Consider the following 21,435-nt stretch of genomic DNA (forward strand, 5'->3'; position numbering starts at 1 on the left):
GGAGCACACATAATGAAAAAACTGACCACAGTTGCCGCCCTGCTGATGGGCATGATGGCTGGAGCCAATGCCCAGGCTGACACCCGTATCGGGGTAACCGTCTACAAATATGACGACAACTTCATGGCGGTCGTGCGCAAGGCCATCGAGAAGGAGGCGGCAGCCACTCCGGGGGTGGAGCTGCTGATGAACGACTCCCAGAATGACCAGTCCAAACAGAACGACCAGATCGACGTGCTGCTGGCCAAAGGGGTGAAGGCGCTGGCCATCAACCTGGTAGACCCGGCTGCGGCACCGGTGGTGATTGAGAAAGCCCGTGGCGAAGATATCCCGGTGGTCTTCTACAACAAGGAGCCGAGCGCTACCGATCTGGCCAGCTACGACAAGGCCTACTACGTGGGCACCGACTCCAAGGAGTCAGGGATCATCCAGGGTCAGCTGATTGCCAAACACTGGAAAGCCCATCCGGAGTGGGATCTGAACAAGGATGGCGTGATCCAGTTCGTGCTGCTGAAAGGGGAGCCGGGCCACCCGGATGCCGAAGCGCGCACCTCCTACGTGGTCAAGACCCTGAACGATGGCGGCGTCAAGACTGAACAACTGCATATGGATACCGGTATGTGGGATACCGCCATGGCGAAAGACAAGATGGACGCCTGGATCTCCGGCCCCAACGCCAACAAGATCGAAGTGGTCATCGCCAACAACGACGGCATGGCAATGGGTGCAGTCGAGTCACTGAAAGCCCAGGGTAAGACTGCCATTCCGGTATTCGGCGTCGATGCGCTGCCGGAAGCGTTGGCCATGGTCAAGAGCGGTGCCATGGCGGGTACCGTGCTGAACGATGCGGCCAACCAGGCCAAAGCCACCTTCGAGCTGACCAAGAATCTGGCTGAAGGCAAACCGGCCGGTGAAGGCACCAAGTGGAATATCGTCGACAAGGTAGTACGTGTTGCCTACGTCGGTGTGGATAAAGACAACCTGTCCCAATTCGAGTAATTCCCTCCTCCAGGGCAAGGGAGATCCCCTTGCCCTTTTTTCAACCAGATGTGATGGCTGATATGACAACACAGCAACAATCAGAATGGCTGTTGGAGATGATTGACGTCAGTAAGAGCTTTCCCGGCGTCAAGGCACTCGATAATGTCAATTTACGGGTCCGTCCTCATTCTGTGCATGCGTTGATGGGCGAGAACGGAGCGGAAAATCCACACTGCTCAAGTGCCTGTTCGGCATTTACGAGAAGGATCAGGGCAAGATCTTCTTCAAGGGGCAGGAGATCAACTTCACCTCCTCCAAAGAGGCGCTGGAAAATGGCGTCTCCATGGTGCATCAGGAGCTCAACCTGGTGCTGCAGCGTACCGTGATGGACAACATGTGGCTCGGCCGCTACCCCACCAAGGGGTGGTTTATCGACCACGGCAAGATGTATGACGACACCAAGCGCATCTTCGATGAGCTGGATATCGACATCGACCCCAAGGTGAAGGTCGCGACCCTGTCGGTCTCCCAGATGCAGATGATCGAGATCGCCAAGGCGTTCTCCTACGATGCCAAGATCGTCATCATGGACGAACCTACTTCCTCCCTGACCGAGAAAGAGGTGAACCACCTCTTCAAGATCATCAACAAGTTGAAGGAGAAGGGGTGCGGCATCGTCTACATCTCTCACAAGATGGAGGAGATCTTCCAGCTCTGTGACGAGATCACCATATTGCGGGATGGTCAGTGGGTGGCAACCCAGCCGCTCAAGGGCATGACCATGGATCAGATCATCGGCATGATGGTCGGCCGTGAACTGACCCAGCGCTTCCCGGAAAAGACCAACCAGCCGAAAGAGGTGATCCTCGAGATCGAACACCTGACGGCGAAGAACCAGCCCTCCATTCAGGATGTGACATTCAACCTGCACAAGGGGGAGATCCTCGGCATCGCCGGACTGGTGGGGGCCAAGCGCACCGACATCGTCGAGACCCTGTTCGGTATTCGTGATCGCAGTCAGGGCAGCATCAAGCTGCACGGCAAAGAGGTAGCCAACCACAACGCCCACGAAGCGATCCGCAACGGCTTTGCGCTGGTGACGGAAGAGCGCCGCTCCACCGGTATCTACTCCCGGCTCGATATCGCCTTCAACTCCCTGATCGCCAACATGGACAGCTACAAGGGCTCCATGGGGCTGCTCAGCGACAACAAGATGAAGAGCGATACCCAGTGGGTGATCGACTCCATGCGGGTCAAGACGCCGACCCAGCAGACCCAGATAGGTTCCCTCTCCGGGGGCAACCAGCAGAAGGTGATCATCGGCCGCTGGCTGCTGACCCAGCCGGAGATCCTGATGCTCGACGAGCCCACCCGCGGCATCGACGTCGGGGCCAAGTTCGAGATCTACCAGCTCATCCTGGAGCTGGCGAAGAAGGACAAAGGGATCATCATCATCTCGTCAGAGATGCCGGAATTGCTGGGGATCACCGACCGCATCATGGTGATGAGCAACGGCCGGGTCGCCGGGATCGTCAATACCAAAGAAACTGACCAGAGCGAGATACTGCGCCTGGCATCTCTGTACCTCTAGAGACAGGAAGACATTTATGGAGTCGGCTAAAAATTTCAATCTGATGCAGGCGCTCAAGGAAAACGCCATCTATCTGGTGCTGCTGGTGCTGCTCATGGTCATCGTGATCCAGGAGCCCTCCTTCCTGAGCCTCACCAACTTCAGCAACATCCTGACCCAGTCCTCGGTGCGGGTCATCATAGCGCTGGGGGTGGCGGGCATCATCATCACCCAGGGGACGGATCTCTCGGCCGGTCGTCAGGTTGGTCTGGCGGCACTCATAGCGGCAACCATGTTGCAGGCGCTGACCAACGTCAACAAGGTGTTCCCGACGTTGGGGGAGGTGCCCATTCCTGCGGTGATCCTGCTGGTGTGTGTGGTGGGGGCGCTGATTGGTCTGGTCAACGGTCTGATCGTGGCCTACCTGAACGTCACCCCGTTCATTACCACCCTGGGCACCATGATCATCGTCTACGGTATCAACTCCCTCTACTTTGACTCGGTAGGGGCCTCGCCGGTGGCCGGGTTTGATCCCCGCTTCTCCAGCTTCGCCCAGGGCTTTATCCGGATAGGAGGATTCAAGCTCTCCTATCTCACCTTCTATGCAGCCATCGCCAGCGTCTTTGTCTGGGTGCTGTGGAACAAGACCCGCTTTGGCAAAAACATCTTCGCCATCGGCGGTAACCCCGAGGCTGCCAAGGTCTCCGGCGTCAATGTGGCGGTCAATCTGGTGATGATCTATGCGCTGGCGGGGGTCTTCTACGCTTTCGGCGGCATGCTGGAAGCGGGCCGGATCGGTAGCGCCACCAACAACCTCGGCTTCATGTACGAGCTGGATGCCATCGCGGCGTGCGTGGTGGGCGGGGTGTCGTTTGCTGGCGGGGTGGGAACGGTCGCGGGTGTGATTACCGGCGTACTTATCTTCACCCTGATCAACTATGGTTTGACCTATATCGGGGTCAGCCCTTACTGGCAGTTCATCATCAAGGGCGGCATCATCATTCTGGCGGTGGCATTGGATTCCATGAAGTACGCCAAGAAGAAATAACGATTGGCAGGGAGGGTTGGCGTTGCCAGCCCTCTCTTCTGGAGGGAACCCATGCCATTCAAGGTCAAGATTTACCTCTTGCTGCTACTGGCCATTCTGGTCACCATCGGCACTGCCGGGCTTAGCGTCAACCACTTCATCAGTGGCTATATTCGCACTCAGGCCACCCACAACATCAACGAGCAGATCACTCTGGTCAAAGAGAAGCTGGCCAGCGACATCAATCAGAAGATTCTGTTGGCCGCCAACCTCAACTTCGGGGTGACCAACGTCAAGAAGACCCTGCAAGAGACCGGCTTTCACAACATCGTCAAGGTGATCGGCGACATGGCCTTCGATGTGAATGGGGTCATCAACGACAACGCCAAGGTCGATGCCCTGCGCAAGCTGATCCCCGCCGCCAACAACCAGATCACCGTCAGCCCGCTGCAACAGGTGGATGGCAAGCCGGTCATCACCATTCTGGTGCCACGCGGTGCCGATTCCGCCTATCTCTACTACCTCGACATGAGCGAGTTCAAAAGCCTGCTGGAGAAGATGAGTGGCGATGGCCGCTACTTCTCGCTGGCCGACAGTCAGGGCAACAGCCTCTATGACAGCAAGCCGCAGGGGGAGAGCGAAGCGCGCCCCAACCAGCTGGATATTCGCGGCAGCAGCTGGACGCTGACCGGCTACATCGATCTTGACTACATCAGGGCCATGACCCGGGCTCTCAACGGCCAGATCATCATGGCGCTGTGCGGCGTGGCGATCGTGGTGATGGTGCTGGCGATGTTGGCGCTCAATGTGGCATATCGCCCCATCCTCTCGCTGCGGGATCTTGTGCTGGAGCTCTCTCGCGGCAGCGGCGATCTCACCCGCCGACTGGCGGTGACCAGCAAGGATGACCTTGGCCAGATCTCGGCCGGGATCAACCGCTTTATCGAGCGGTTGCAGGAGATGATGGGGGAGGTGCGGCAGGCGAGCGGCCAGCTCAACAGCGGCATCGAGGGGTTGGCCAACCAGACCGGCGCCGCCCAGTCCCTGCTGGCGGACCACGTGCGCGAGACCGAGCAGGTGGTGACCGCCATCAACGAGATGAGCCGCACCGCGGTCTCCGTCTCCGAGAGTGCGGCCAGCACCGCCCAGCTCACCGGCCAGAGTCAGCAGCTGGCGAGCCAGTCCCGTCAGGTGGTGGATCAGGCGATGGCCAGCGTGATGGCGCTGGTAGACGAAGTGGAAGCCACTGCCCGCTCCATCGAGGTGATGCAGCAGGATGTGCAGCAGATTGGCTCAGTGCTCGGGGTGATCGGCAGCATTGCCGAACAGACCAACCTGCTGGCGCTCAATGCCGCCATCGAGGCGGCCCGCGCCGGTGAACAGGGGCGCGGTTTTGCGGTGGTGGCAGACGAGGTGCGCTCCCTCGCTGCCCGCACCCAGCAGAGCACAGCCGAGATCCAGACCATGCTGGCCAGTCTGCAGCGGGGCACCCGAACTGTGGTGGAGGCCATGGGCAACACCAAGCAGAGCTGTCAGGGGGCGGCCGAGAACACCACCAGGGTCAACGAGTCGCTGGATCTAATGGCGGGGGAAGTAGTGGAGATCAACGATCTCATCAGCCATATCGCCACGGCGGCGGAACAGCAGAGCGCGGTGGCCGAAGAGATCAATCGCAACATGAGCGCCATTGCCGAAGTGATCCGCCAGCTGACCCACAATGGCGAAGCGACGGTCGCCAGCTCTGCGGCGATGCAGCAGACCTACGACCGGCTGCGGGAGATCGTGGGCCACTTCCGGTTGGAGTGAGGCCGGTGTTCAGTCAATAACAAAACAGGGCCATCCGGCCCTGTTGTTGTTTTCCTGTCTGCCTGAATCAACCGGCCTTGCGGCGCAGATAGACCCCGGCTTCCATATGATGGGTCCAGGGGAACTGGTCGAACAGGGCGAAACGGGCGATTTCGTGGGTTTCCCCCAGCACGGCCATGTTGGCCTGCAGTGTCTCGGGGTTGCAGGAGATGTAGAGGATGTTGTCGTACTCCTGCACCAGCTTGACGGTGGCATCGTCGAGACCGGCGCGGGGCGGGTCGACGAAGATGGTGTTGCACTGGTAGCTCTTGAGGTCGACCCCCTTGAGGCGGTTGAACTCCCGTTCACCACGCATCGCCATGGTGAACTCCTCGGCCGACATACGCAGGATGATCAGGTTGTCGACGCCGTTGGCGGCGATGTTGAACTGGGCGGAGTCGACGCTCGGCTTGGCGATTTCGGTGGCCAGCACCTTGCGGAAGTTCTGCGCCAGCGCGATGGAGAAGTTGCCATTGCCGCAATAGAGCTCCAGCAGGTCCCCTTCGCTCTCTTTGGTCACATCCAGCGCCCAGGCCAGCATCTGCTCGTTGATGGCGGCGTTGGGCTGGGTGAAGCTGTTCTCCACCTGTTTGTAGGTGAGCTGGCGACTCGCCACGTTGAGCTGTTCGATGACGAAGTCATCCCCCAGACAGATCTTCTGCTTGTGGGCGCGGCCAATCAGCTGCAGCTCGAACCCTTTGGCGCGCAGGTCGGCCTGCAGCGCTTCGGCGGCTTGTTGCCATTCGGCCTCCAGCTTGCGGTGATAGAGCAGGCTGACAATGATCTGGCCGGACTGGGTGGAGAGGTAGTCGATCTGGAACAGCTTGCGGCGCAGCACCGGGTGTGGGCGCAGCCCCTCCAGCAGCAGCGGCATCAACTGGTTGATGAGGCGGCTGGCGGTAGGGAAGTGGTCTATCTTGATGATCTCTTTGGTCGCCGGGGCATACATGCAGTGGAAGAGGTCATCCCCTTCGTGCCAGATGCGAAATTCGGCGCGCATCCGGTAGTACTCCGCCGGTGAGCTGTGCACTTCCAGCGCCGGGAGGGTGAAGCCGGCAAACAGCTCGGTGAGGCGAGCGCGCTTTTCGTCGAGTTGGGCCTGATAGTCGGCCGCGGTTCTAGGCGCCGGAGCGTTCGCGGAAGGCTGTTGGGATTGGGTCATAAATACCTCACATGCACACCGGCCGGGCCGGGTCGAAATCGGGGGAAGGCAACAGGCCACCCAAAGGGGCCCGATTTTAAAAGCCAGCCGCAGATTGTCCAGCATTTTGTGGTCAAGAAGTGTTCAGTCAGGCCGATAGCTGATCTACAGGCATGGTGGGAGGACACATTATGCAGATCGAAGGCGTGGGCGCAGCCCAACCCAAGGGAGTGGGTGTTTCTCCCAAATCGCCCCAACAGGCGGAGCAGAAACAGGTCAAGAGCGAGGAGGAGGAGGTCTCCTTGCACAAGCCGCCCAAGTGGGCGCAGGTGCTGATCCAGCAGGCGTTGCAGTTCTCGCTGGAGATCAACGGCCAGGGTTATCAGGCGCCGAAGGTGAAAGAGCCCGAAGAGATCACCCCTGAGACCTTGTTTGACTTCCAGTCGGTGGCGGACAACGTGCTGCAGTTCGTGACCGGGCGGCTTGGTGCCGCGCGGGCCGATGGCAAATCCGACGACGACCTGACCGGGATGATGGAGCAGGCCCGCAAGGGGGTCGACAAGGGCTTTGACGAGGCGAAGAAGCAGCTCGGTAAGTGGGCGACTGACAACGACGATATCAAAACCGGTATCGATCAGAGCTACAAGCTGATCCAGAAAGGGCTCGAGGAGTTCGAGAAGGAGTTCTTCGGCAAGGTTTCTCCGACCGACATGGGACAGGCCGAGATGGCCAGTCGCCAGCAGGGGTATCTGGAGATTCAGACCAAGGATGGCGACAAGGTGGTGCTGCGCTTCAACGACAGCTGGCAGACCAAGTCCCAGAAGGATGAGAGCGGCAGTCAGTTCAGCCTCAAATCGAGTCAGAGCTTCAGCTTCTCACTGGAGGGGGATCTCAACAGCGACGAGATGAAGTCCATCGGCAAGCTGGTCAAGGGGATCGACGAGCTGGCGGGGAACTTCTTCTCCGGCAACTTCGAGGATCTGCTGGATAAGGCGAATGAACTGAAGCTGGACGACAGTCAGCTGGCCTCCTATTCCCTCAAACTCAAGCAGAGCGTCAAGTTGAGCCAGACCTATCAGGGGGCCAGCTCCCTGCAGGATCTGCTCAAGCCGTTTGCCGACTACCTGCCCAAGCTGGAGCAGGTGCAGAAACAGGCAGATACCCTGCTGCCACCATCCCAGCAACAGGCGCTGACCCCGGCCGTGCTGGCGGCGAGAGGGGAAGGGGAACCGGCACAGGTCGATCGCTTTACCAGCTTCAACCAGCGGATGCTGGAGGCGCTGCGGATGATCGGCCAGTTCCAGCCCTCCACCGAGCCCGCCGGCAGGAGCGTCTGAGCCGCCAGCGCGCAGCCCAAGCCATAACCTGCCGTTTGCCAGCTCCTGTGGGGGCTGGCAAACTGGCCTTTTTTCCAATCCGGTTGCCCCATGAACCCCAAGAAGCCAAGAGACAAGCGCGAGCTCTGCTACCCCTTTATCTTCGAAACCTCGCTCAAATGTGATTTTGAAATCGCCACCGATGAGCTCTGCTGTCAGGTCGGGGCCGTGCTGTCATACCTTGCGCCGGATGCGGATACCCGGCCCGTGATGGCGGATCTCGCGGCGCTGCAGCGGCTTATCTACAACCTCAACGGCTCGGTGCGCGGCAAGCTGGGGATCTTCGATGCAGACCTTGAGTGGCTCAAGGCCCGTTACGACCACTACAACGAGGCGAGTCGCGGCAGCGTCACAGGTTTTGTGCTGCCACAGGGGCCGCAGCCCATTCCCACCCTCCATCTGTGCCGCTGCGGCAGCAAGAAGGTGGTACGGCTGCTGGTGCGGCTGGAAGAGAGCGAGGTGGTCTTCGATCCCATTCTCTATCGCTTCGCCAACCTGCTGGCCAACTTCTTCTTCGTGCTCACCGTCTACCTCAAGCAGTGCTGGCAGGTGCCGGAAGTACCCTACGTCAGCATCAACTACTGATGGTGGCTGGCTAAGGGCCAGACGTCATGGTGGATTGAACGGAATAAACAACCGGAGCCTTGGGCTCCGGTTTTGTTTTCAGCGCGTAAGTTGCTCGCTCAGCTGGAGATCAGCACCCGGGCCGAGTTGGCGGGGATGGTGAGCTGCACCTCGCCCTGCACCACTTCAAACTTCTCGCCGTTGAAGGCATCGGTGAAACGGCTGGCGGGGCTGGCGGTCTGCCACAGGGGCAGGCTGATGGTGCGCGGCTCGCTCGGGTGACGGTTGCAGGCCACCACCACCTGATCGCTTTGCAGGGTACGGGCGAACACATAGCTGTGGGGCCCGGCGTAGAGGGTCTGGATATCGCCACGGCGCAGGGAGGGGCGCTGGCGGCGGATCTGGATCAGCCGACGATAGTGGTCGTGCAGCACGTGATCCCAGTCTGTGGTATCCCACGGGAAGCAACGGCGGCAGTCCGGATCGTTGCCGCCGGAGAGCCCTACTTCATCGCCGTAGTAGATGGAGGGCACACCGATATAGGTGAGCAGCAGGGTGGCGGCCAGCTGCATCCGCTGCTTGTCTTCACCCAGCAGGTGGAGGAAGCGGGCGGTATCGTGGCTGTCCAGCAGGTTGAACTGGGCCAGCTGGTTCTTGAACGGGATATGGGCCCGCGCCAGCTTGAGCCAGCGATCCAGCTCTTCGGCGCTGATCTTGATGGGATGGTAGGCGATATCCTGCCCCGCAAGGAAGGCGCGGATCGGGTGAGCGAAGCCGTAGTAGTTCATGGCGCCGTCCTCCTGATCCCCTTGCAGCCACTGGCTCGCCTCGAAGAAGTGTTCGCCGAGCACATAGGCATCCGGGTTCTCCTGCTTCACTGCCCCGCGAATGGCGCGCACGTGACTGCGGTTACCCTCGGCGGTGCCGCGCTCGCCCAGCATGTGGATGACGTCAAAGCGCCAGCCGTCGATCTGGTAGGGGGCGCGCATCCAGTAACGGAGGATGGCGTCGTCGGCCCGATAGACGGCGTCCTGTACCTTCTCGCAGGAGAAGTCGAGCTTGGGCAGGCTGCGAATGCCCTTCCAGCTGACGTAATCCCCTTCTTTGTCAAAGGTGTAGAAGCTGCGCCACGGGGAGTCCGGGTTGCTCTGGGCTCCCAGTGGCGGGCAGAACCAGGGGTGTTCGGTAGAGGTGTGGTTGACCACCGCATCGAGGATGATCTTCATGCCGCGCTGGTGCAGGTTGCGGGTCAGCTCGGCGAACTGCTCGTTGCTGCCGAGATGGGCATCCACCTTGAAGTAGTTCTGGGTGTCGTACTTGTGGTTGCTCGGTGAATCGAAGATTGGGTTGAGGTAGAGCGCCGTCACCCCGAGGGATTGCAGGTAGTGCAGCTTGGCATCGATCCCCGCCAGATCCCCACCATAGAATTCGCAGGCGCCGTGGCCCTCTTCGTGACGGCTGACCGGCTCGCCCCACGCCTTGCTGATCACAGCCTTGCCACGGTACTCGTACTCGTGATGCTTGACGCTCAGCGACGGATCGCCGTTGCAGAAGCGGTCGGGGAAGATCTGGTAGAACACCTGATCCTGCACCCAGGCCGGTGGCTGGTGCAGGCTGTTGAAGCGAAAATGTTGCTCCCGTGGCGGCATGGACGCGCTGACGCCCGCCCCGTGCAGCCACCACTGCTCCTCGTCGGTGAGGCACTTGAAGCTGTAGAGGTGGATATCTTGTCCCTTGATGAGCGGCAGAGTCGCCTGCCATACCTGCAGCCGATCGCGGGTGGAGACCGCCGTCATCGGGATCAGGTACTCCTCGTTATCCGGCTCGTGGCGCAGCCATACCTCGCGGATCGGCGCATCCAGCTCGCTAAAGAGGGTCAATTGCAGTGCGTCGGCGCTCTCTTTGAACCAGGGCGCCACCTGGGGATGAAACAGAAACGGATGGGTCATGATGCTTATTGAGTCAGAAGATCGGCGAGGGCATTACCCTGTTCATGCAGTGTTTCGAGCTGGCCTGCCAGCGACTTGGGATCCAGTCCCAACTGGTCGGCGAGCGGTTTGGGGAAGCGGGCGATGATGGCCTGGGCAGGCACGCCCGCGTTCCAGGCGAAGGAGATAAACACGGCGAGGCGGATCAGCACCGCCTCCTTGCTGACCGGATCGTGGGAGAGCGGGTCAAGCTGTTGGGAGATGGCATCGACGAAGGCCTCGGAGAGGTTCCAGCGCCGCGCCAGCTCGGCGCCGAGCTGGGCATAGTCGTAGCCGAGCATTTCCCGCTGGGCCTCCACCCGGCTACTGCCGTTCTGGATCGACATATTGATCAGTTCTGCCTCTTCCGGCAGGGTGCTCTGGATCAGCAGTTCACCGATGTTGTGGATCAGGGCGCAGGTAAAGGCCGTTTCGGGATCCAGTGCCTTGGTCTCTTGCGCCAGGGTTTTGGCGATGGTGGCAACCTGGAAGGTCTCGGTCCAGAACTTGTTCTTGTCGAAGCTGGGCGGGGCCTTGAAGGTACCGATGATGCCGGAGGCGACCACCACGGAGCGCAGCCGGTTGAAGCCGAGCCGGATCACCGCCTGTTCGATGGAGGTCACTTCGTTGCCCCGGCGCAGGGCGGCCGAGTTGGCCATCCGCAGCACCTTGACGCTGATCACCTGATCCATGGCGATCTTGGCCGCAATCTCGTCGATGCGGGCATTCTCGTCGTTGAAGCTCTGCATCAACTCGTGCAGCAGCTTGGGAATAGTGGGGAGTTGTTTGATCTTGTCAAACAGGCGATCCATCGACATGGCTGAGGCAGCCTCCGTTGCGAACTCTGCCTCATATTGTGCCACAGCCGGACAACATGTTCCTGTTTGTGATGCGGCTTTGTGAGCGCTAGAACACCCAGTCGCGCAAGGTGTATTCCAAACGGTGCTGTTTGCCCTGCAGGATCAGGTTCTGACTGGTGCCGCTCAGGGTTGCACCCTCGGTAAGGGTGGTCAGCACGGCCTGTTCGATAGTGTCGAGCGGCGGCATGCAGGCCATTTCGGTGCTGCCCAGACTGGTGACCCACAGTTTGTCATCTTCCAGATGGCCCTGACCGAAGTAGCGGTTGCAACCGGCGATGCCGTTGACGGTGAAGTGCTCGCCGATCTCGAAATCGGGGGGATTGTCGCGGGGGGCCTTGATCGGTTCGCCATCCAGTTTGCTCAGTACCCAGTGGTGGTGTTGCAGATCTTGCTGAACAAAGGCGGTCGAGCTGCAGCCAGCGAGCAGTAACAGGGGGATCAGCAAAAAGGGCAATCTGGGCATGAGGGGGCTCCGGTTGGGGGAGCGTCAAGAATACCCTTTTTGGGCAGTCGGGAGCAGGGCGGGAGAGGGGACGACCGACCGCTTCTGTCGCCCCTTGTCCCGCACGACTGTCGCTTAATGGCAACACATTGGTGATGTTGCCATCGATTTACGCTATCTCAGGGCTCAGTTGGCGAACAGCCGCTCGGCATAACGGGCAAGACCCGCAGCCACCGAGCCAAAGTCATCCCCCCCCTCAAGCGGGATGGAGGGGAGCTTCTGGCGGATAAAGCTGGCGATCAGCGGCGAGCGGGCGCTACCGCCGGTGACGAAGATGCGATCCGGCTGCACACCGGCGGCGGCAATCGCTTCGTCCATCAGCTCGCCAATCTTCTCCAGCAGCAGGGCCGAGGCGTTGGCCAGCTGTTCGCGGGTCAGCTCCGCTTCCAGCCCTTTTTCCAGCTCGGCCAGCGACTGGCGATTGAGCTCCTGCTCCGAGAGGGCGATCTTGCCCTGCTCGGCACGCCATACCAGCTGGTGGCTCAGCTTGTGGGCCCGCAGGCTGGCCAGACGTCCCAGCTTGCTGCCGGGTTGGCTGTCGAGCTGCAGATCCTGCAGCTGGCGGGCGGTGTCGAGGCTGTAGAAGCGGCTCTGGGCACTTACGTCGTTGATGGCGGCCGCATCCCAGAACAGCGGATGGGGCAGCGGCTTGCCGGTCTTGAGGGTCTCGTGCATGCCGAGCAGCGGCATCATCCCCTCCACCGTCAGGCGGATGTCGAAGTCGTTGCCGCCGATCCGCTGGCCGCTGTGGCCGAGCAGATCGCCGCTGCGATCCAGCTGATCTCGGTAGCTCGGACCCATCCGCAGCATGGAGCAGTCGGTGGTACCGCCGCCGATATCTACTACCAGTACCACGGCGTCTTCGGTGAGGCGCGCCTCGAATTCAAACCCGGCGGCCACCGGCTCATAGAGGAACTCCACCTGCTCGAAACCGGCCAGACGGGCCGCCTCGGTCAGGATAGCGATAGCTTGCTGGTTGCTCTCTTCCCCCGCCAGGCCCTGGAAGTTGACCGGGCGACCGATCACCGCCTGGCGGATCGGGGCGCCGAGCTGCTGTTCCGCCTGCTGACGGACGTGGAGCATCATGGCGCAGACGATGTCTTCAAACAGGGCGATCTGGGGGGCCTTGAGGCCATAGGCGCCGAGAAAGGATTTCGGCGATTTGATGTAGTAGCCGTCGTCCGGCTCTTCCAGATAGCGCTCCAGCGCGGCACCGCCAAAGCTCAGCTCGTCGATCAGCCCCTCTTCCCGCATCTGGCGGCGAACCGTCTGGGCGCGGGTGACCACGGGGCCACGTAGCTTGAGGTACTCCGCCTGCTGGGCGGGTGCCAGCCCTTCGGCCAGCAGACCGGCGATAGCATCCCGGTGGGGCGCATGCAGGGTGGAAGGGAGATAGCGGGATGCGCCAAGATTCAGCAGCCTGGGGCTACCTTGTTCCATCACGGCCACGGCACAGTTGGAGGTGCCGTAATCAAATCCGATAAACATGGGCGCCAGACTCCTGAATAAAAAAGGGGGGCTAGCCTACCCGAAGGCGCCGGGTCTCACAACCCGGCGCGTGACGAAGAGAGGGCGAGCCCTTATTCCACTTCGTTGTCGCAGCGGCCCTGGATCTCGATGGCGCGGATATTGCCGAGGGTGGTATCGGCGATGGCGTGCAGCGCCTCGCGGGTCAGGAACGCCTGATGGCCGGTGAACAGCACGTTGTGGCAGGCGGACAGACGGCGGAACACGTCATCGGTGATCACCTCGTTGGACTTGTCGGAGAAGAAGAGATCCTCTTCCTCCTCGTAGACGTCCAGCCCCAGTGCGCCGATACGGGAGGTCTTGAGCGCCTCGATGGCGGCGTTGGAGTCGAGCAGACCGCCACGGCTGGTGTTGATGATCATCACCCCGTCCTTCATCTTGGCGAACGCATCCTTGTTCAACAGGTGGTAGTTCTCTTTGAACAGCGGGCAGTGCAGGCTGATGATGTCGGATTGGCGGAACAGGGTATCGAGATCCACGTACTCGGCACCCAGCTCGATGGCTGCCGGATTCTGGTAAGGATCGTTGACCAGCAGGCGAACCCCGAAGCCCTTGAGGATGCGCAGGGCGGCCAGACCGATCTTGCCGGTGCCGATGACGCCAACGGTCTTGCCATGCATGTTGAAGCCGACCAGCCCCTCCAGCGAGAAGTTGGCGTCGCGGGTGCGCTGATAGGCTTTGTGGATGCGGCGGTTGAGGCACATCATCATGCCGACCGCGTGTTCTGCGGTCGCCTCGGGGGAGTAGGCGGGCACCCGCACCACTTTCAGCCCCAGCTCTTTGGCCGCGGCCAGGTCCACGTTGTTGTAACCGGCGCAGCGCAGGGCGATCACCTGGGTGCCGTTGGCAGCCAGTTCGGTCAATACCTCGCGGTCGGCATCGTCATTGACGAACAGACACACCACTGGGAAGCCGTGAGCCAGTCGGGCCGTTTTGGCCTCCAGCCGCACATCGAAAAACTCTAGGTCGAAGCCGTACTGGCTGTTGGCCTGGTTGAAATGCTCTTTGTCATAGCTCTTGGTACTGAATACGGCGACTTTCATGGTATGTGCTCCGCAGCGTGTGTGTCGTCAAATTACAACAAAATGGGTCAGCTATCACCGGACAAACCGGCTGGTTATTGTCCCCACGGCATGATGGGAACGGCGCTGACTGCACTCTTGTACGAACCATCCACCAGTTTGGTGCTGTAGGTCAGGTAAACCAGTGCATTGCGTTTCTTGTCGTAAAAACGCACCACTTTCTGCTCCTTGAACACCAGCGAGGTGCTGACATCGAACACCTCTTCCCCCGCCTTCAGCTTTTCGGGCAGGGTGATGGGGCCGATCTGGTGGCACGAGAGGGAGGCGTGGGAGGGATCTTCCGCCAGTCCCAGCCCGCCTTTGACGCCACCAGTCTTGGGGCGCGCCAGATAGCAGGCGACGCCGTCGATGCGCGGGTCGTCGAACGCCTCCACTAGGATCTTGTGGTTGGGGCCAAACAGCTTGAAGGCGGTGCTCACTTCACCGACCGGGTCGGCTTTGTCGGCCAGTGCCGGGCCGGCAAACAGGGCCCCCAGCAGCAGGGGCAGGGCGCGGCGCAGGGCATTATGTCGCGTGTGGTTATGTGTCATGGTCTCTCCTGCTGGCCCGGCACTCCTCAATAGGGAATGCCCAGGCGACGATAGAGGCTGGCAAGCACCCAGGCGGGGCCTATCAGCAGAAATTGCAGGTCGGCGAGGAAGGAGGGGCGTTTGCCCTCGATCTTGTGGCCGACAAACTGGGCTATCCAGAGCAGCACGAACGCTGCCACGGCGGGCCACAACAGCGGCCCCTGCCATTGGTGGCAGACCCACAGTCCCAGTGCGGTCAGCCCGGCCATCCCCGCGAACAGCGAAAACGACAGCTGCAAATAGAACAGCAGCACCGGAATGGCTGCCACTGCCGCCCAGTTGAGGGGCTCTGGCAAGGGCCCGTGTGGCAGACACCAGAGCAGCGCCAGCGAGCAGAGATAGATGCCCGGCACCGCCAGTTTGTGGATGGCAACGTTTATCGGATGGCGATGGCTCTGGCCGTACTGCGCAAACCACTCCTGGATTCCCTTCATGGCACCTCCCTGGCGCACTGTGTTCTCGCTGCCTGACCTTCGTGGCCAGGCGCTCGGGATGCTTATCTTTGCGGTGGATACTCCCAATATTGGGCCGGAATGGATTTTAGCAACGGGGTCATATCCGGATTGGGCAGGGCGATGGTGACCCGCTGATCGAGGTTGGCGCTGGCGAGCGCTTCGCGGATCTTGGGGTTGTCATTGAAGAACTTCATAAAGCTGCCATCGGCATAGGCCCGCTCCAGCCCGGTCTGAATCGCCTTGGCCAGCTTGGGGTATTCGGGGCTGATGAAGAAGAACTGGGCAAAGGGGTAGCGGATCAGCAGATGCTGCTCGATGGCGAGATTGGGATACTGCGCCACCAGTTCGCTGCGCTCGGCGAAGATCTCCACCAGGGCGCGCGGGAAGAAGTCGATCTTGTCGCCGTCGTTGATAAGGCGAAACAGACTGCTGTATCGGCCGGATAAGGTCGGGATACCCGCATTTTCCAGAATTTTGTTATCGGCCCAACCGACCCCTTGCGCCGCCTTCAGCTGTTTGAGGTCGGCTAGGTTATTGATCTGGTTGAACTTCTCCTGATCATCCGCGTGGATGAAGGACAGCCGCAATCCTTCCAGCCCGCGAAACAGCGGAATGGGGACGGCAATCAGGGAGGATTCGAGCTCGCTGGAGGTGCCCATCCAGAAGACGTTGATGGTCTTGCCCTTGCTCAGCTGCTGCTGGAGGGTGAACTGGTTGAGGTCGAGTTCGACAGGCTGGATGCGAAAGGGTTGCCCGGAGCGGGTCAGGGCCAGTTCCAGCAGCTTGTACTGGTACTCCTGGTCAAGATTGTTGACGGGACGGCTGGGGACCTTGACCGTCAGAACCTGTGCTTGTGCCAGCAGTGGCAGGCACAAACACAGCTTGATGAGCCATTTCACTCTCTGTTCTCCTGTAGATTCCGGAAGGTGTCCGGAGTCTAACAGAACTTGTCACCATCTTGCTGCGAGGCGTTGTGCAAGGTTTGAGCGTAGGGCCCTGTCTTGCTGGCGTCTGTTGCACCAGAATGGTGACGGTTCTTCGAAGAATCAGGCGACGCGACGGAACACGTGGGTATCGTTAAATTCCTTGGTGCTCTGGCATTCGACGCAGAAACGGGATTCCGGACGGGCATGCAGCCGCTTGAGGGAGATCTCGTCACCGCAAGATTCGCAGTAACCAAAATCCCCTTCGCTGATGCGCTTCAATGCGCCCCGCAGCTTGCGCAGGTGCAGCTTGTCGTGCTCGATGCGGTTCAGCTCCAGACGGCGGGCTTCCTCGATACTGGCACGGTCAATTTCATCAGCCATCTCGTTGGTGTCGGTGGCGATGGCCTGGCTGGCCTGGGAGTTCAGGCGCTCTTCGAGCTCGACGATCTGTCGCTCGATCTGCCCCTTGTAAAAGGCCAGTTGGTCTTCAGTCATGAAATCACACATACGATTAACTACCAGTCAGTTTACTAACCCAATTATCCCTGTTTATGGGGGCTGTCTGCCTACAGACCAAGCCCTTGTATCCCGATTTGCACCTGTTTCATGCAAGAGAGTGCAAATCAGGGCGGGCCTTGTACCAAAAAAATGCAGCCAAGCAAAGCAAATAGGATAAGGATTGTGCGCCCTTGCAAAAAAATAGTCCGTTCCTGCGGGGGATTGGTCGGGATCTGGCGCCTGCTTCACCCTCTGTTGGCATCGCCTTTGCAACGATGAGAGGGGGGGCTTCGTACGGATTTGAGTGTTTAGTATTTGGTGCCGCCTTGGTCATTATATGCGCCGTTATTTATAGTTTTTTAAACACGCCCGCTTGACATTGCCCTTGATGGCGGGCTTTTATGGTGATGTTGATTACAATTTTATAACAAGGGTGTTCCATATATTAGACACCCTTGCCAATGGCAACCGTAAAGTCGGGGTTTAACATGGACAGTATCAAAGGCTGGATGGAGAGCAATCGCATCACGGAAGTGGAGTGCCTGTTCCCGGATTTCACCGGCAACGCCCGGGGCAAGATCATCCCAGCCAACAAGTTTTTGCGTGAAGGGGGCATGCGTCTGCCCGAGGTGATTTTCACCCAGACGGTGACCGGCGAATATCCGGATGACGACAGCATGATCGACCCGCTGGAGCGGGACATGCAGCTCTATCCCGACCCCAACACCATCCGTTTTGTCCCCTGGGCGCTGGAGCCCACTGCCCAGGTGATCCACGACTGTTTCGACGTCAACGGCAAGCTGATCGACATCGCGCCGCGCTCCGTGCTGCGTCGGGTTCTGTCATTTTACGAGAAGCAGGGTTGGAAGCCGGTGGTGGCGCCCGAGCTGGAATTCTATCTGGTCACCCGCAACGAGGACCCCGACTATCCGCTGGTGCCGCCGGTCGGTCGCAACGGCCGCCCTGAGACCGCCCGCCAGTCGTTCAGTATCGATGCGGTCAACGAGTTCGACCCCATTTTTGAAGACATGTATGACTACTGCGAGGCGCAGGAGCTGGAGGTGGACACCCTGATCCACGAGTCGGGCGCCGCCCAGATGGAGATCAACTTCCTGCATGGTGATGCCATCGATCTGGCGGATCAGGTGTTCCTGTTCAAGCGCACCATGCGTGAAGCCGCTCACCGCCACGGCATCTATGCCACCTTTATGGCCAAGCCGATGAGCGACGAACCGGGGTCGGCCATGCACATCCACCAGAGTCTGGAAGATGTGAACGGCCACAACCTGTTCGGTACCCCGAGCGGCGGCAACAGCGAACAGTTCATGCACTTCATCGCCGGTCTGCAGAAATATACCCCTGCGGTGACCGCCCTGCTGGCCCCCAACGTCAACTCTTACCGCCGCCTCACCTTTGGCGAGAGCGCGCCGCGCAACGTCCAGTGGGGGGTCGAGAACCGCACTTGTGGCCTGCGGGTGCCCTTCTCCGACCCGAGCGCGCGGCGGGTGGAAAACCGCTTCGCCGGTGCCGATGCCAACCCCTATCTGGCGCTGGCCGCCACTCTGGCTTGTGGCTATCTCGGCATGATGGAGAAGCTGGAGCCGCTGCCGGAGATGAAGTCGAGCGCCTATGACCTGCCCTACAGCCTGCCCCGCTCGCTGGAGGAGGCACTCAGCCATCTCGAACAGTGCGAGCCCATCAAGGAGATGTTGGGTGAGCGCTTCACCCGCGCCTTCGTCGCGGTCAAACGCAAAGAGTACGAGACCTACTTCGGGGTGATCAGTCGCTGGGAGCGGGAGTTCCTGCTGCTGAACGTCTGATCCCCTGTAACGGGGGGGCCGGAGTCGGCCTCCCCGATCCCTGTATCGAAGAGACCGGAACGTGAGTCAGGTGGCGGCAGCCACCTGTGAGTGGTTGTGGCTGCAAGCAAGCATGCAAGCCCGCCTGACTGTTTGACGACTGAATCTTGCTAAATCGAAGGAACCGAGGAGCAACAAATGCAGCAGACAACCCGTGAGTGGCAACAACTGGATGCCAGCCACCACCTGCACCCCTTTACCGATTTTCAGGCCCTGAACAAGAAGGGTTCGCGCATCATTACCAAAGCCAACGGTGTCTATCTGGAAGATTCCGAGGGCAAACGCATTCTCGACGGCATGGCGGGCCTGTGGTGCGTCAATATGGGCTATGGCCGCCAGGAGCTGGTGGATGCCGCTACCCGCCAGATGCAGCAGTTGCCCTACTACAACCTCTTCTTCCAGACCGCTCACCCGCCGGTGATCGAGCTGGCGACCCTGCTGGCCGAGGTGACGCCAGCCCATCTCAACCATGTCTTCTTTACCGGCTCCGGCTCCGAGTGCAACGACACCGTGCTGCGGATGGTGCGCCACTACTGGGCCAGCAAGGGGCAACCGGAAAAACAGGTGATCATCAGCCGCCACAACGCCTATCACGGCTCCACCGTGGCGGGGGCGAGTCTGGGTGGCATGAAAGGGATGCATGCCCAGGGTGGTCTGCCCATTCCCGGCATAGTGCACATCGACCAGCCTTATCACTTCGGTGAGGGGCAGGGGATGAGTGCCCACGAGTTCGGGCTGGAGCGGGCCCGTCAGCTGGAGCAGAAGATTCTGGAGCTGGGGGTGGAGAAGGTGGCCGCCTTTATCGGCGAGCCGATCCAGGGGGCGGGCGGTGTCATCATTCCGCCTGACAGCTACTGGCCGGAGATCCAGCGCATCTGCGATCACTACGGCATTTTGCTGATAGCCGACGAGGTGATCTGCGGCTTTGGCCGTACCGGCCACTGGTTTGCCAGCGAAGGGTTTGGCATCAAGCCGGATCTGATGTGTCTGGCCAAGGGGATTACCTCCGGTTATCTGCCGCTCGGCGCTGTGATGGTGAGTGACCGGGTTGCCAAGGGGCTGGTGGAAGAGGGGGGCGAGTTCAACCACGGCTTCACCTACTCGGGCCATCCGGTCTCTTGCGCGGTGGCGGTGGCCAATATCCAGCTTATGCAAAAGGAGAGCATAGTTAAGCGAGTGCATGATACCATCGGCCCCTATTTGCAGCGCCGCTGGGCAGAGCTGGCTGACCACCCGCTGGTGGGTGAAACCCGTGGCCGCGGGCTGGTCGCCGCCCTGGAAATCGTCCAGGACAAGCAGACCAACCGGCGTTTCCCGGCCCATGCCAATGCCGGGATGACTTGCCGGGAATTCTGTTTTAACAATGGCTTGGTGATGAGGGCGGTAGGCGATACCATGATCATATCGCCCCCCTTGGTGATCACCGAGGAACAGGTTGATGAATTGGTCAAGCTAGCCAGGCTCAGTCTGGATCTGACGGCTGCAAAGCTGAAGGAATAGCTGCCGCCAGGCAGGTTGGCATGCGCATACAATTTGCTTAGGAGACAAGGATGATGTCTTTCAAAACGGGAGTGATCGCTGCCTCTGTGGCTCTGGTCATGGCAAGTGCCGGAGCAATGGCTGAAGAGAAGGTGTTGCACGTCTACAACTGGAGCGACTATATCGCCCCGGATACCCTGGAAAACTTCCAGAAGGAGACGGGCATTAAGGTGGTTTATGACGTGTTTGACAGCAACGAGGTACTGGAAGCCAAGTTGCTGGCTGGTAAATCCGGCTACGACATCGTGGTGCCGTCCAACCCCTTCCTGGCCAAACAGATCAGGGCTGGCGTGTTCCAGAAGCTGGACAAGTCCAAGCTCTCCAACTGGCAAAATATGGATACCGACCTGCTCAAGGCGCTCGACCCGAGCGATCCGGGCAACCAGTACTCCATCCCCTATCTGTGGGGCACCATCGGTTATGCCTACAATGCCGAGAAGGTGAAGGCCGTACTGGGGGCCGATGCGCCGCTCAACTCCTGGGATCTGGTGTTCAAGCCGGAGAACATGGCCAAGCTGAAGGAGTGCGGCGTCTCCTTCCTCGACTCGCCGACCGAAATGTTACCGGCCGCCCTGCAATATCTGGGCTTCAAACCGGATAGCCAGAAGCCGGACGAGCTGAAGAAGGCCGAGGAGCTGTTCCTCTCCATCCGTCCCTATACCGCCTATTTCCACTCCTCCAAGTACATCTCGGATCTGGCCAACGGCAACTTGTGTGTTGCTGTCGGTTACTCCATGGATTTGCAGCAGTCCAAGGCGCGGGCGGCGGAAGCCAAAAATGGCGTGGCACTGACCTACACCATTCCGAAAGAGGGGGCTGGCAGCTTCTTTGACATGATCGCCATCCCGGCGGATGCCAAGAACGTCGAGGCGGCCCACACCTTCATCAACTATCTGATGAAGCCCGACGTGATCGCCAACATCACCAATCAGGTGCAGGCGCCTAACGGCAACAAGGCGGCGACCCCGCTGGTTGACGAGGCGATCCGTACCGATCCGGGGGTTTATCCGGACTCTGCAACCTTGCAGAAGATCTACACCTTCCCGGATCTGCCGGCCAAGGTGCAGCGTCTGATGACCCGCAGCTGGACCAAGATCAAGTCCGGTAAGTAACGAATACCCCTCCCGGTCCGCAGTTCGGCCGGGAG

Annotated in this window: 18 protein-coding genes and 1 pseudogene; 9 read left to right on the top strand and 10 right to left on the bottom strand. The window is 60.1% G+C overall.

The window, feature by feature from the left end:
• The first annotated feature begins 12 nt into the window (after positions 1–12).
• From mglB to ACTG2G_RS11775, 4 genes and pseudogenes are all read left to right on the top strand, one after another.
• Positions 13–999: a galactose/glucose ABC transporter substrate-binding protein MglB gene (gene mglB, locus ACTG2G_RS11760; protein WP_005340747.1), complete on the top strand. Its 987-nt coding sequence runs from the start codon at positions 13–15 to the stop codon at positions 997–999.
• 53 nt (positions 1,000–1,052) lie between these two features.
• Positions 1,053–2,572 (top strand): annotated as a pseudogene (mglA, locus tag ACTG2G_RS11765) (galactose/methyl galactoside ABC transporter ATP-binding protein MglA).
• Between the two features lie 16 nt (positions 2,573–2,588).
• Positions 2,589–3,599, top strand: coding sequence for a galactose/methyl galactoside ABC transporter permease MglC (mglC, locus tag ACTG2G_RS11770; RefSeq protein WP_005342585.1), 1,011 nt, complete (start codon positions 2,589–2,591; stop codon positions 3,597–3,599).
• Positions 3,600–3,650: 51 nt separating this feature from the next.
• Entirely contained in the window at positions 3,651–5,384 is a 1,734-nt protein-coding gene (locus tag ACTG2G_RS11775) for a methyl-accepting chemotaxis protein (protein ID WP_439985458.1), read from the top strand.
• Positions 5,385–5,451: 67 nt separating this feature from the next.
• Here ACTG2G_RS11775 and trmA read toward each other — a convergent pair whose 3' ends face one another.
• Complete coding sequence (trmA, locus tag ACTG2G_RS11780) at positions 5,452–6,585, bottom strand: tRNA (uridine(54)-C5)-methyltransferase TrmA (protein ID WP_439985459.1); 1,134 nt, start codon at positions 6,583–6,585, stop codon at positions 5,452–5,454.
• A 170-nt stretch (positions 6,586–6,755) separates the two neighbouring features.
• Here trmA and ACTG2G_RS11785 point away from each other — a divergent pair, with 170 nt between their 5' ends.
• Positions 6,756–7,901, top strand: coding sequence for a DUF5610 domain-containing protein (locus ACTG2G_RS11785; protein ID WP_439985460.1), 1,146 nt, complete (start codon positions 6,756–6,758; stop codon positions 7,899–7,901).
• A gap of 90 nt (positions 7,902–7,991) precedes the next feature.
• Positions 7,992–8,525, top strand: coding sequence for an ATP--cob(I)alamin adenosyltransferase (locus ACTG2G_RS11790; protein WP_421387082.1), 534 nt, complete (start codon positions 7,992–7,994; stop codon positions 8,523–8,525).
• 98 nt (positions 8,526–8,623) lie between these two features.
• On the opposite strand, the gene malZ is transcribed toward ACTG2G_RS11790, so the two are convergent.
• The 9 genes from malZ to ACTG2G_RS11835 all read right to left on the bottom strand — a co-directional run bounded on the left by malZ (position 8,624) and on the right by ACTG2G_RS11835 (position 16,899).
• On the bottom strand, positions 8,624–10,453 hold the full coding sequence (malZ, locus tag ACTG2G_RS11795; RefSeq protein WP_439985461.1) for a maltodextrin glucosidase: 1,830 nt from the start codon (positions 10,451–10,453) through the stop codon (positions 8,624–8,626).
• A gap of 5 nt (positions 10,454–10,458) precedes the next feature.
• Positions 10,459–11,289 carry an HDOD domain-containing protein gene (locus ACTG2G_RS11800; protein ID WP_042054255.1) on the bottom strand — a complete coding sequence of 277 codons (831 nt, stop codon included), beginning with the start codon at positions 11,287–11,289 and terminating at the stop codon, positions 10,459–10,461.
• Between the two features lie 88 nt (positions 11,290–11,377).
• On the bottom strand, positions 11,378–11,794 hold the full coding sequence (locus tag ACTG2G_RS11805) for an META domain-containing protein (protein WP_005340725.1): 417 nt from the start codon (positions 11,792–11,794) through the stop codon (positions 11,378–11,380).
• A 165-nt stretch (positions 11,795–11,959) separates the two neighbouring features.
• Positions 11,960–13,321 (bottom strand): molecular chaperone, encoded by a 1,362-nt coding sequence (yegD, locus tag ACTG2G_RS11810; RefSeq protein ID WP_100652295.1) that lies wholly within the window; start codon positions 13,319–13,321, stop codon positions 11,960–11,962.
• A gap of 92 nt (positions 13,322–13,413) precedes the next feature.
• Complete coding sequence (locus ACTG2G_RS11815) at positions 13,414–14,403, bottom strand: 2-hydroxyacid dehydrogenase (protein ID WP_421387084.1); 990 nt, start codon at positions 14,401–14,403, stop codon at positions 13,414–13,416.
• Positions 14,404–14,477: 74 nt separating this feature from the next.
• The gene (locus ACTG2G_RS11820; RefSeq protein ID WP_005355485.1) at positions 14,478–14,972 is read right to left on the bottom strand and encodes a CreA family protein; all 495 of its coding nucleotides are present in this window, start codon (positions 14,970–14,972) and stop codon (positions 14,478–14,480) included.
• A gap of 26 nt (positions 14,973–14,998) precedes the next feature.
• Positions 14,999–15,445, bottom strand: a complete 447-nt coding sequence (locus ACTG2G_RS11825; protein ID WP_201954191.1) for an Mpo1 family 2-hydroxy fatty acid dioxygenase — start codon at positions 15,443–15,445, stop codon at positions 14,999–15,001.
• A gap of 62 nt (positions 15,446–15,507) precedes the next feature.
• Positions 15,508–16,365, bottom strand: a complete 858-nt coding sequence (locus tag ACTG2G_RS11830; RefSeq protein WP_439985462.1) for a hypothetical protein — start codon at positions 16,363–16,365, stop codon at positions 15,508–15,510.
• 147 nt (positions 16,366–16,512) lie between these two features.
• Positions 16,513–16,899: a TraR/DksA family transcriptional regulator gene (locus tag ACTG2G_RS11835; RefSeq protein ID WP_005356952.1), complete on the bottom strand. Its 387-nt coding sequence runs from the start codon at positions 16,897–16,899 to the stop codon at positions 16,513–16,515.
• Between the two features lie 479 nt (positions 16,900–17,378).
• On the opposite strand from ACTG2G_RS11835, the gene ACTG2G_RS11840 reads away from it, so the two are divergent.
• The 3 genes from ACTG2G_RS11840 to ACTG2G_RS11850 all read left to right on the top strand — a co-directional run bounded on the left by ACTG2G_RS11840 (position 17,379) and on the right by ACTG2G_RS11850 (position 21,400).
• The gene (locus ACTG2G_RS11840; RefSeq protein WP_088868211.1) at positions 17,379–18,710 is read left to right on the top strand and encodes a glutamine synthetase family protein; all 1,332 of its coding nucleotides are present in this window, start codon (positions 17,379–17,381) and stop codon (positions 18,708–18,710) included.
• A gap of 177 nt (positions 18,711–18,887) precedes the next feature.
• Positions 18,888–20,249, top strand: coding sequence for an aspartate aminotransferase family protein (locus ACTG2G_RS11845; protein WP_439985463.1), 1,362 nt, complete (start codon positions 18,888–18,890; stop codon positions 20,247–20,249).
• A gap of 53 nt (positions 20,250–20,302) precedes the next feature.
• Positions 20,303–21,400, top strand: a complete 1,098-nt coding sequence (locus tag ACTG2G_RS11850) for an extracellular solute-binding protein (protein WP_201937706.1) — start codon at positions 20,303–20,305, stop codon at positions 21,398–21,400.
• Positions 21,401–21,435 lie beyond the last annotated feature (35 nt).

Origin of the sequence: Aeromonas sp. 55A (assembly GCF_051919665.1) — a bacterium.
GTDB classification, from domain to species: Bacteria; Pseudomonadota; Gammaproteobacteria; order Enterobacterales; family Aeromonadaceae; genus Aeromonas; species Aeromonas veronii.

Coding starts and splice junctions, on each gene's coding strand:
- ACTG2G_RS11790 (WP_421387082.1), top strand. CDS start 7,992: ATGAACCCCAAGAAGCCAAGAGACAAGCGCGAGCTCTGCTACCCCTTT.
- ACTG2G_RS11845 (WP_439985463.1), top strand. CDS start 18,888: ATGCAGCAGACAACCCGTGAGTGGCAACAACTGGATGCCAGCCACCAC.
- ACTG2G_RS11800 (WP_042054255.1), bottom strand. CDS start 11,289: ATGTCGATGGATCGCCTGTTTGACAAGATCAAACAACTCCCCACTATT.
- ACTG2G_RS11785 (WP_439985460.1), top strand. CDS start 6,756: ATGCAGATCGAAGGCGTGGGCGCAGCCCAACCCAAGGGAGTGGGTGTT.
- ACTG2G_RS11805 (WP_005340725.1), bottom strand. CDS start 11,794: ATGCCCAGATTGCCCTTTTTGCTGATCCCCCTGTTACTGCTCGCTGGC.
- trmA (WP_439985459.1), bottom strand. CDS start 6,585: ATGACCCAATCCCAACAGCCTTCCGCGAACGCTCCGGCGCCTAGAACC.
- malZ (WP_439985461.1), bottom strand. CDS start 10,453: ATGACCCATCCGTTTCTGTTTCATCCCCAGGTGGCGCCCTGGTTCAAA.
- ACTG2G_RS11815 (WP_421387084.1), bottom strand. CDS start 14,403: ATGAAAGTCGCCGTATTCAGTACCAAGAGCTATGACAAAGAGCATTTC.
- ACTG2G_RS11840 (WP_088868211.1), top strand. CDS start 17,379: ATGGACAGTATCAAAGGCTGGATGGAGAGCAATCGCATCACGGAAGTG.
- mglB (WP_005340747.1), top strand. CDS start 13: ATGAAAAAACTGACCACAGTTGCCGCCCTGCTGATGGGCATGATGGCT.
- ACTG2G_RS11835 (WP_005356952.1), bottom strand. CDS start 16,899: ATGTGTGATTTCATGACTGAAGACCAACTGGCCTTTTACAAGGGGCAG.
- ACTG2G_RS11825 (WP_201954191.1), bottom strand. CDS start 15,445: ATGAAGGGAATCCAGGAGTGGTTTGCGCAGTACGGCCAGAGCCATCGC.
- ACTG2G_RS11850 (WP_201937706.1), top strand. CDS start 20,303: ATGTCTTTCAAAACGGGAGTGATCGCTGCCTCTGTGGCTCTGGTCATG.
- ACTG2G_RS11775 (WP_439985458.1), top strand. CDS start 3,651: ATGCCATTCAAGGTCAAGATTTACCTCTTGCTGCTACTGGCCATTCTG.
- mglC (WP_005342585.1), top strand. CDS start 2,589: ATGGAGTCGGCTAAAAATTTCAATCTGATGCAGGCGCTCAAGGAAAAC.
- ACTG2G_RS11820 (WP_005355485.1), bottom strand. CDS start 14,972: ATGACACATAACCACACGCGACATAATGCCCTGCGCCGCGCCCTGCCC.
- yegD (WP_100652295.1), bottom strand. CDS start 13,321: ATGTTTATCGGATTTGATTACGGCACCTCCAACTGTGCCGTGGCCGTG.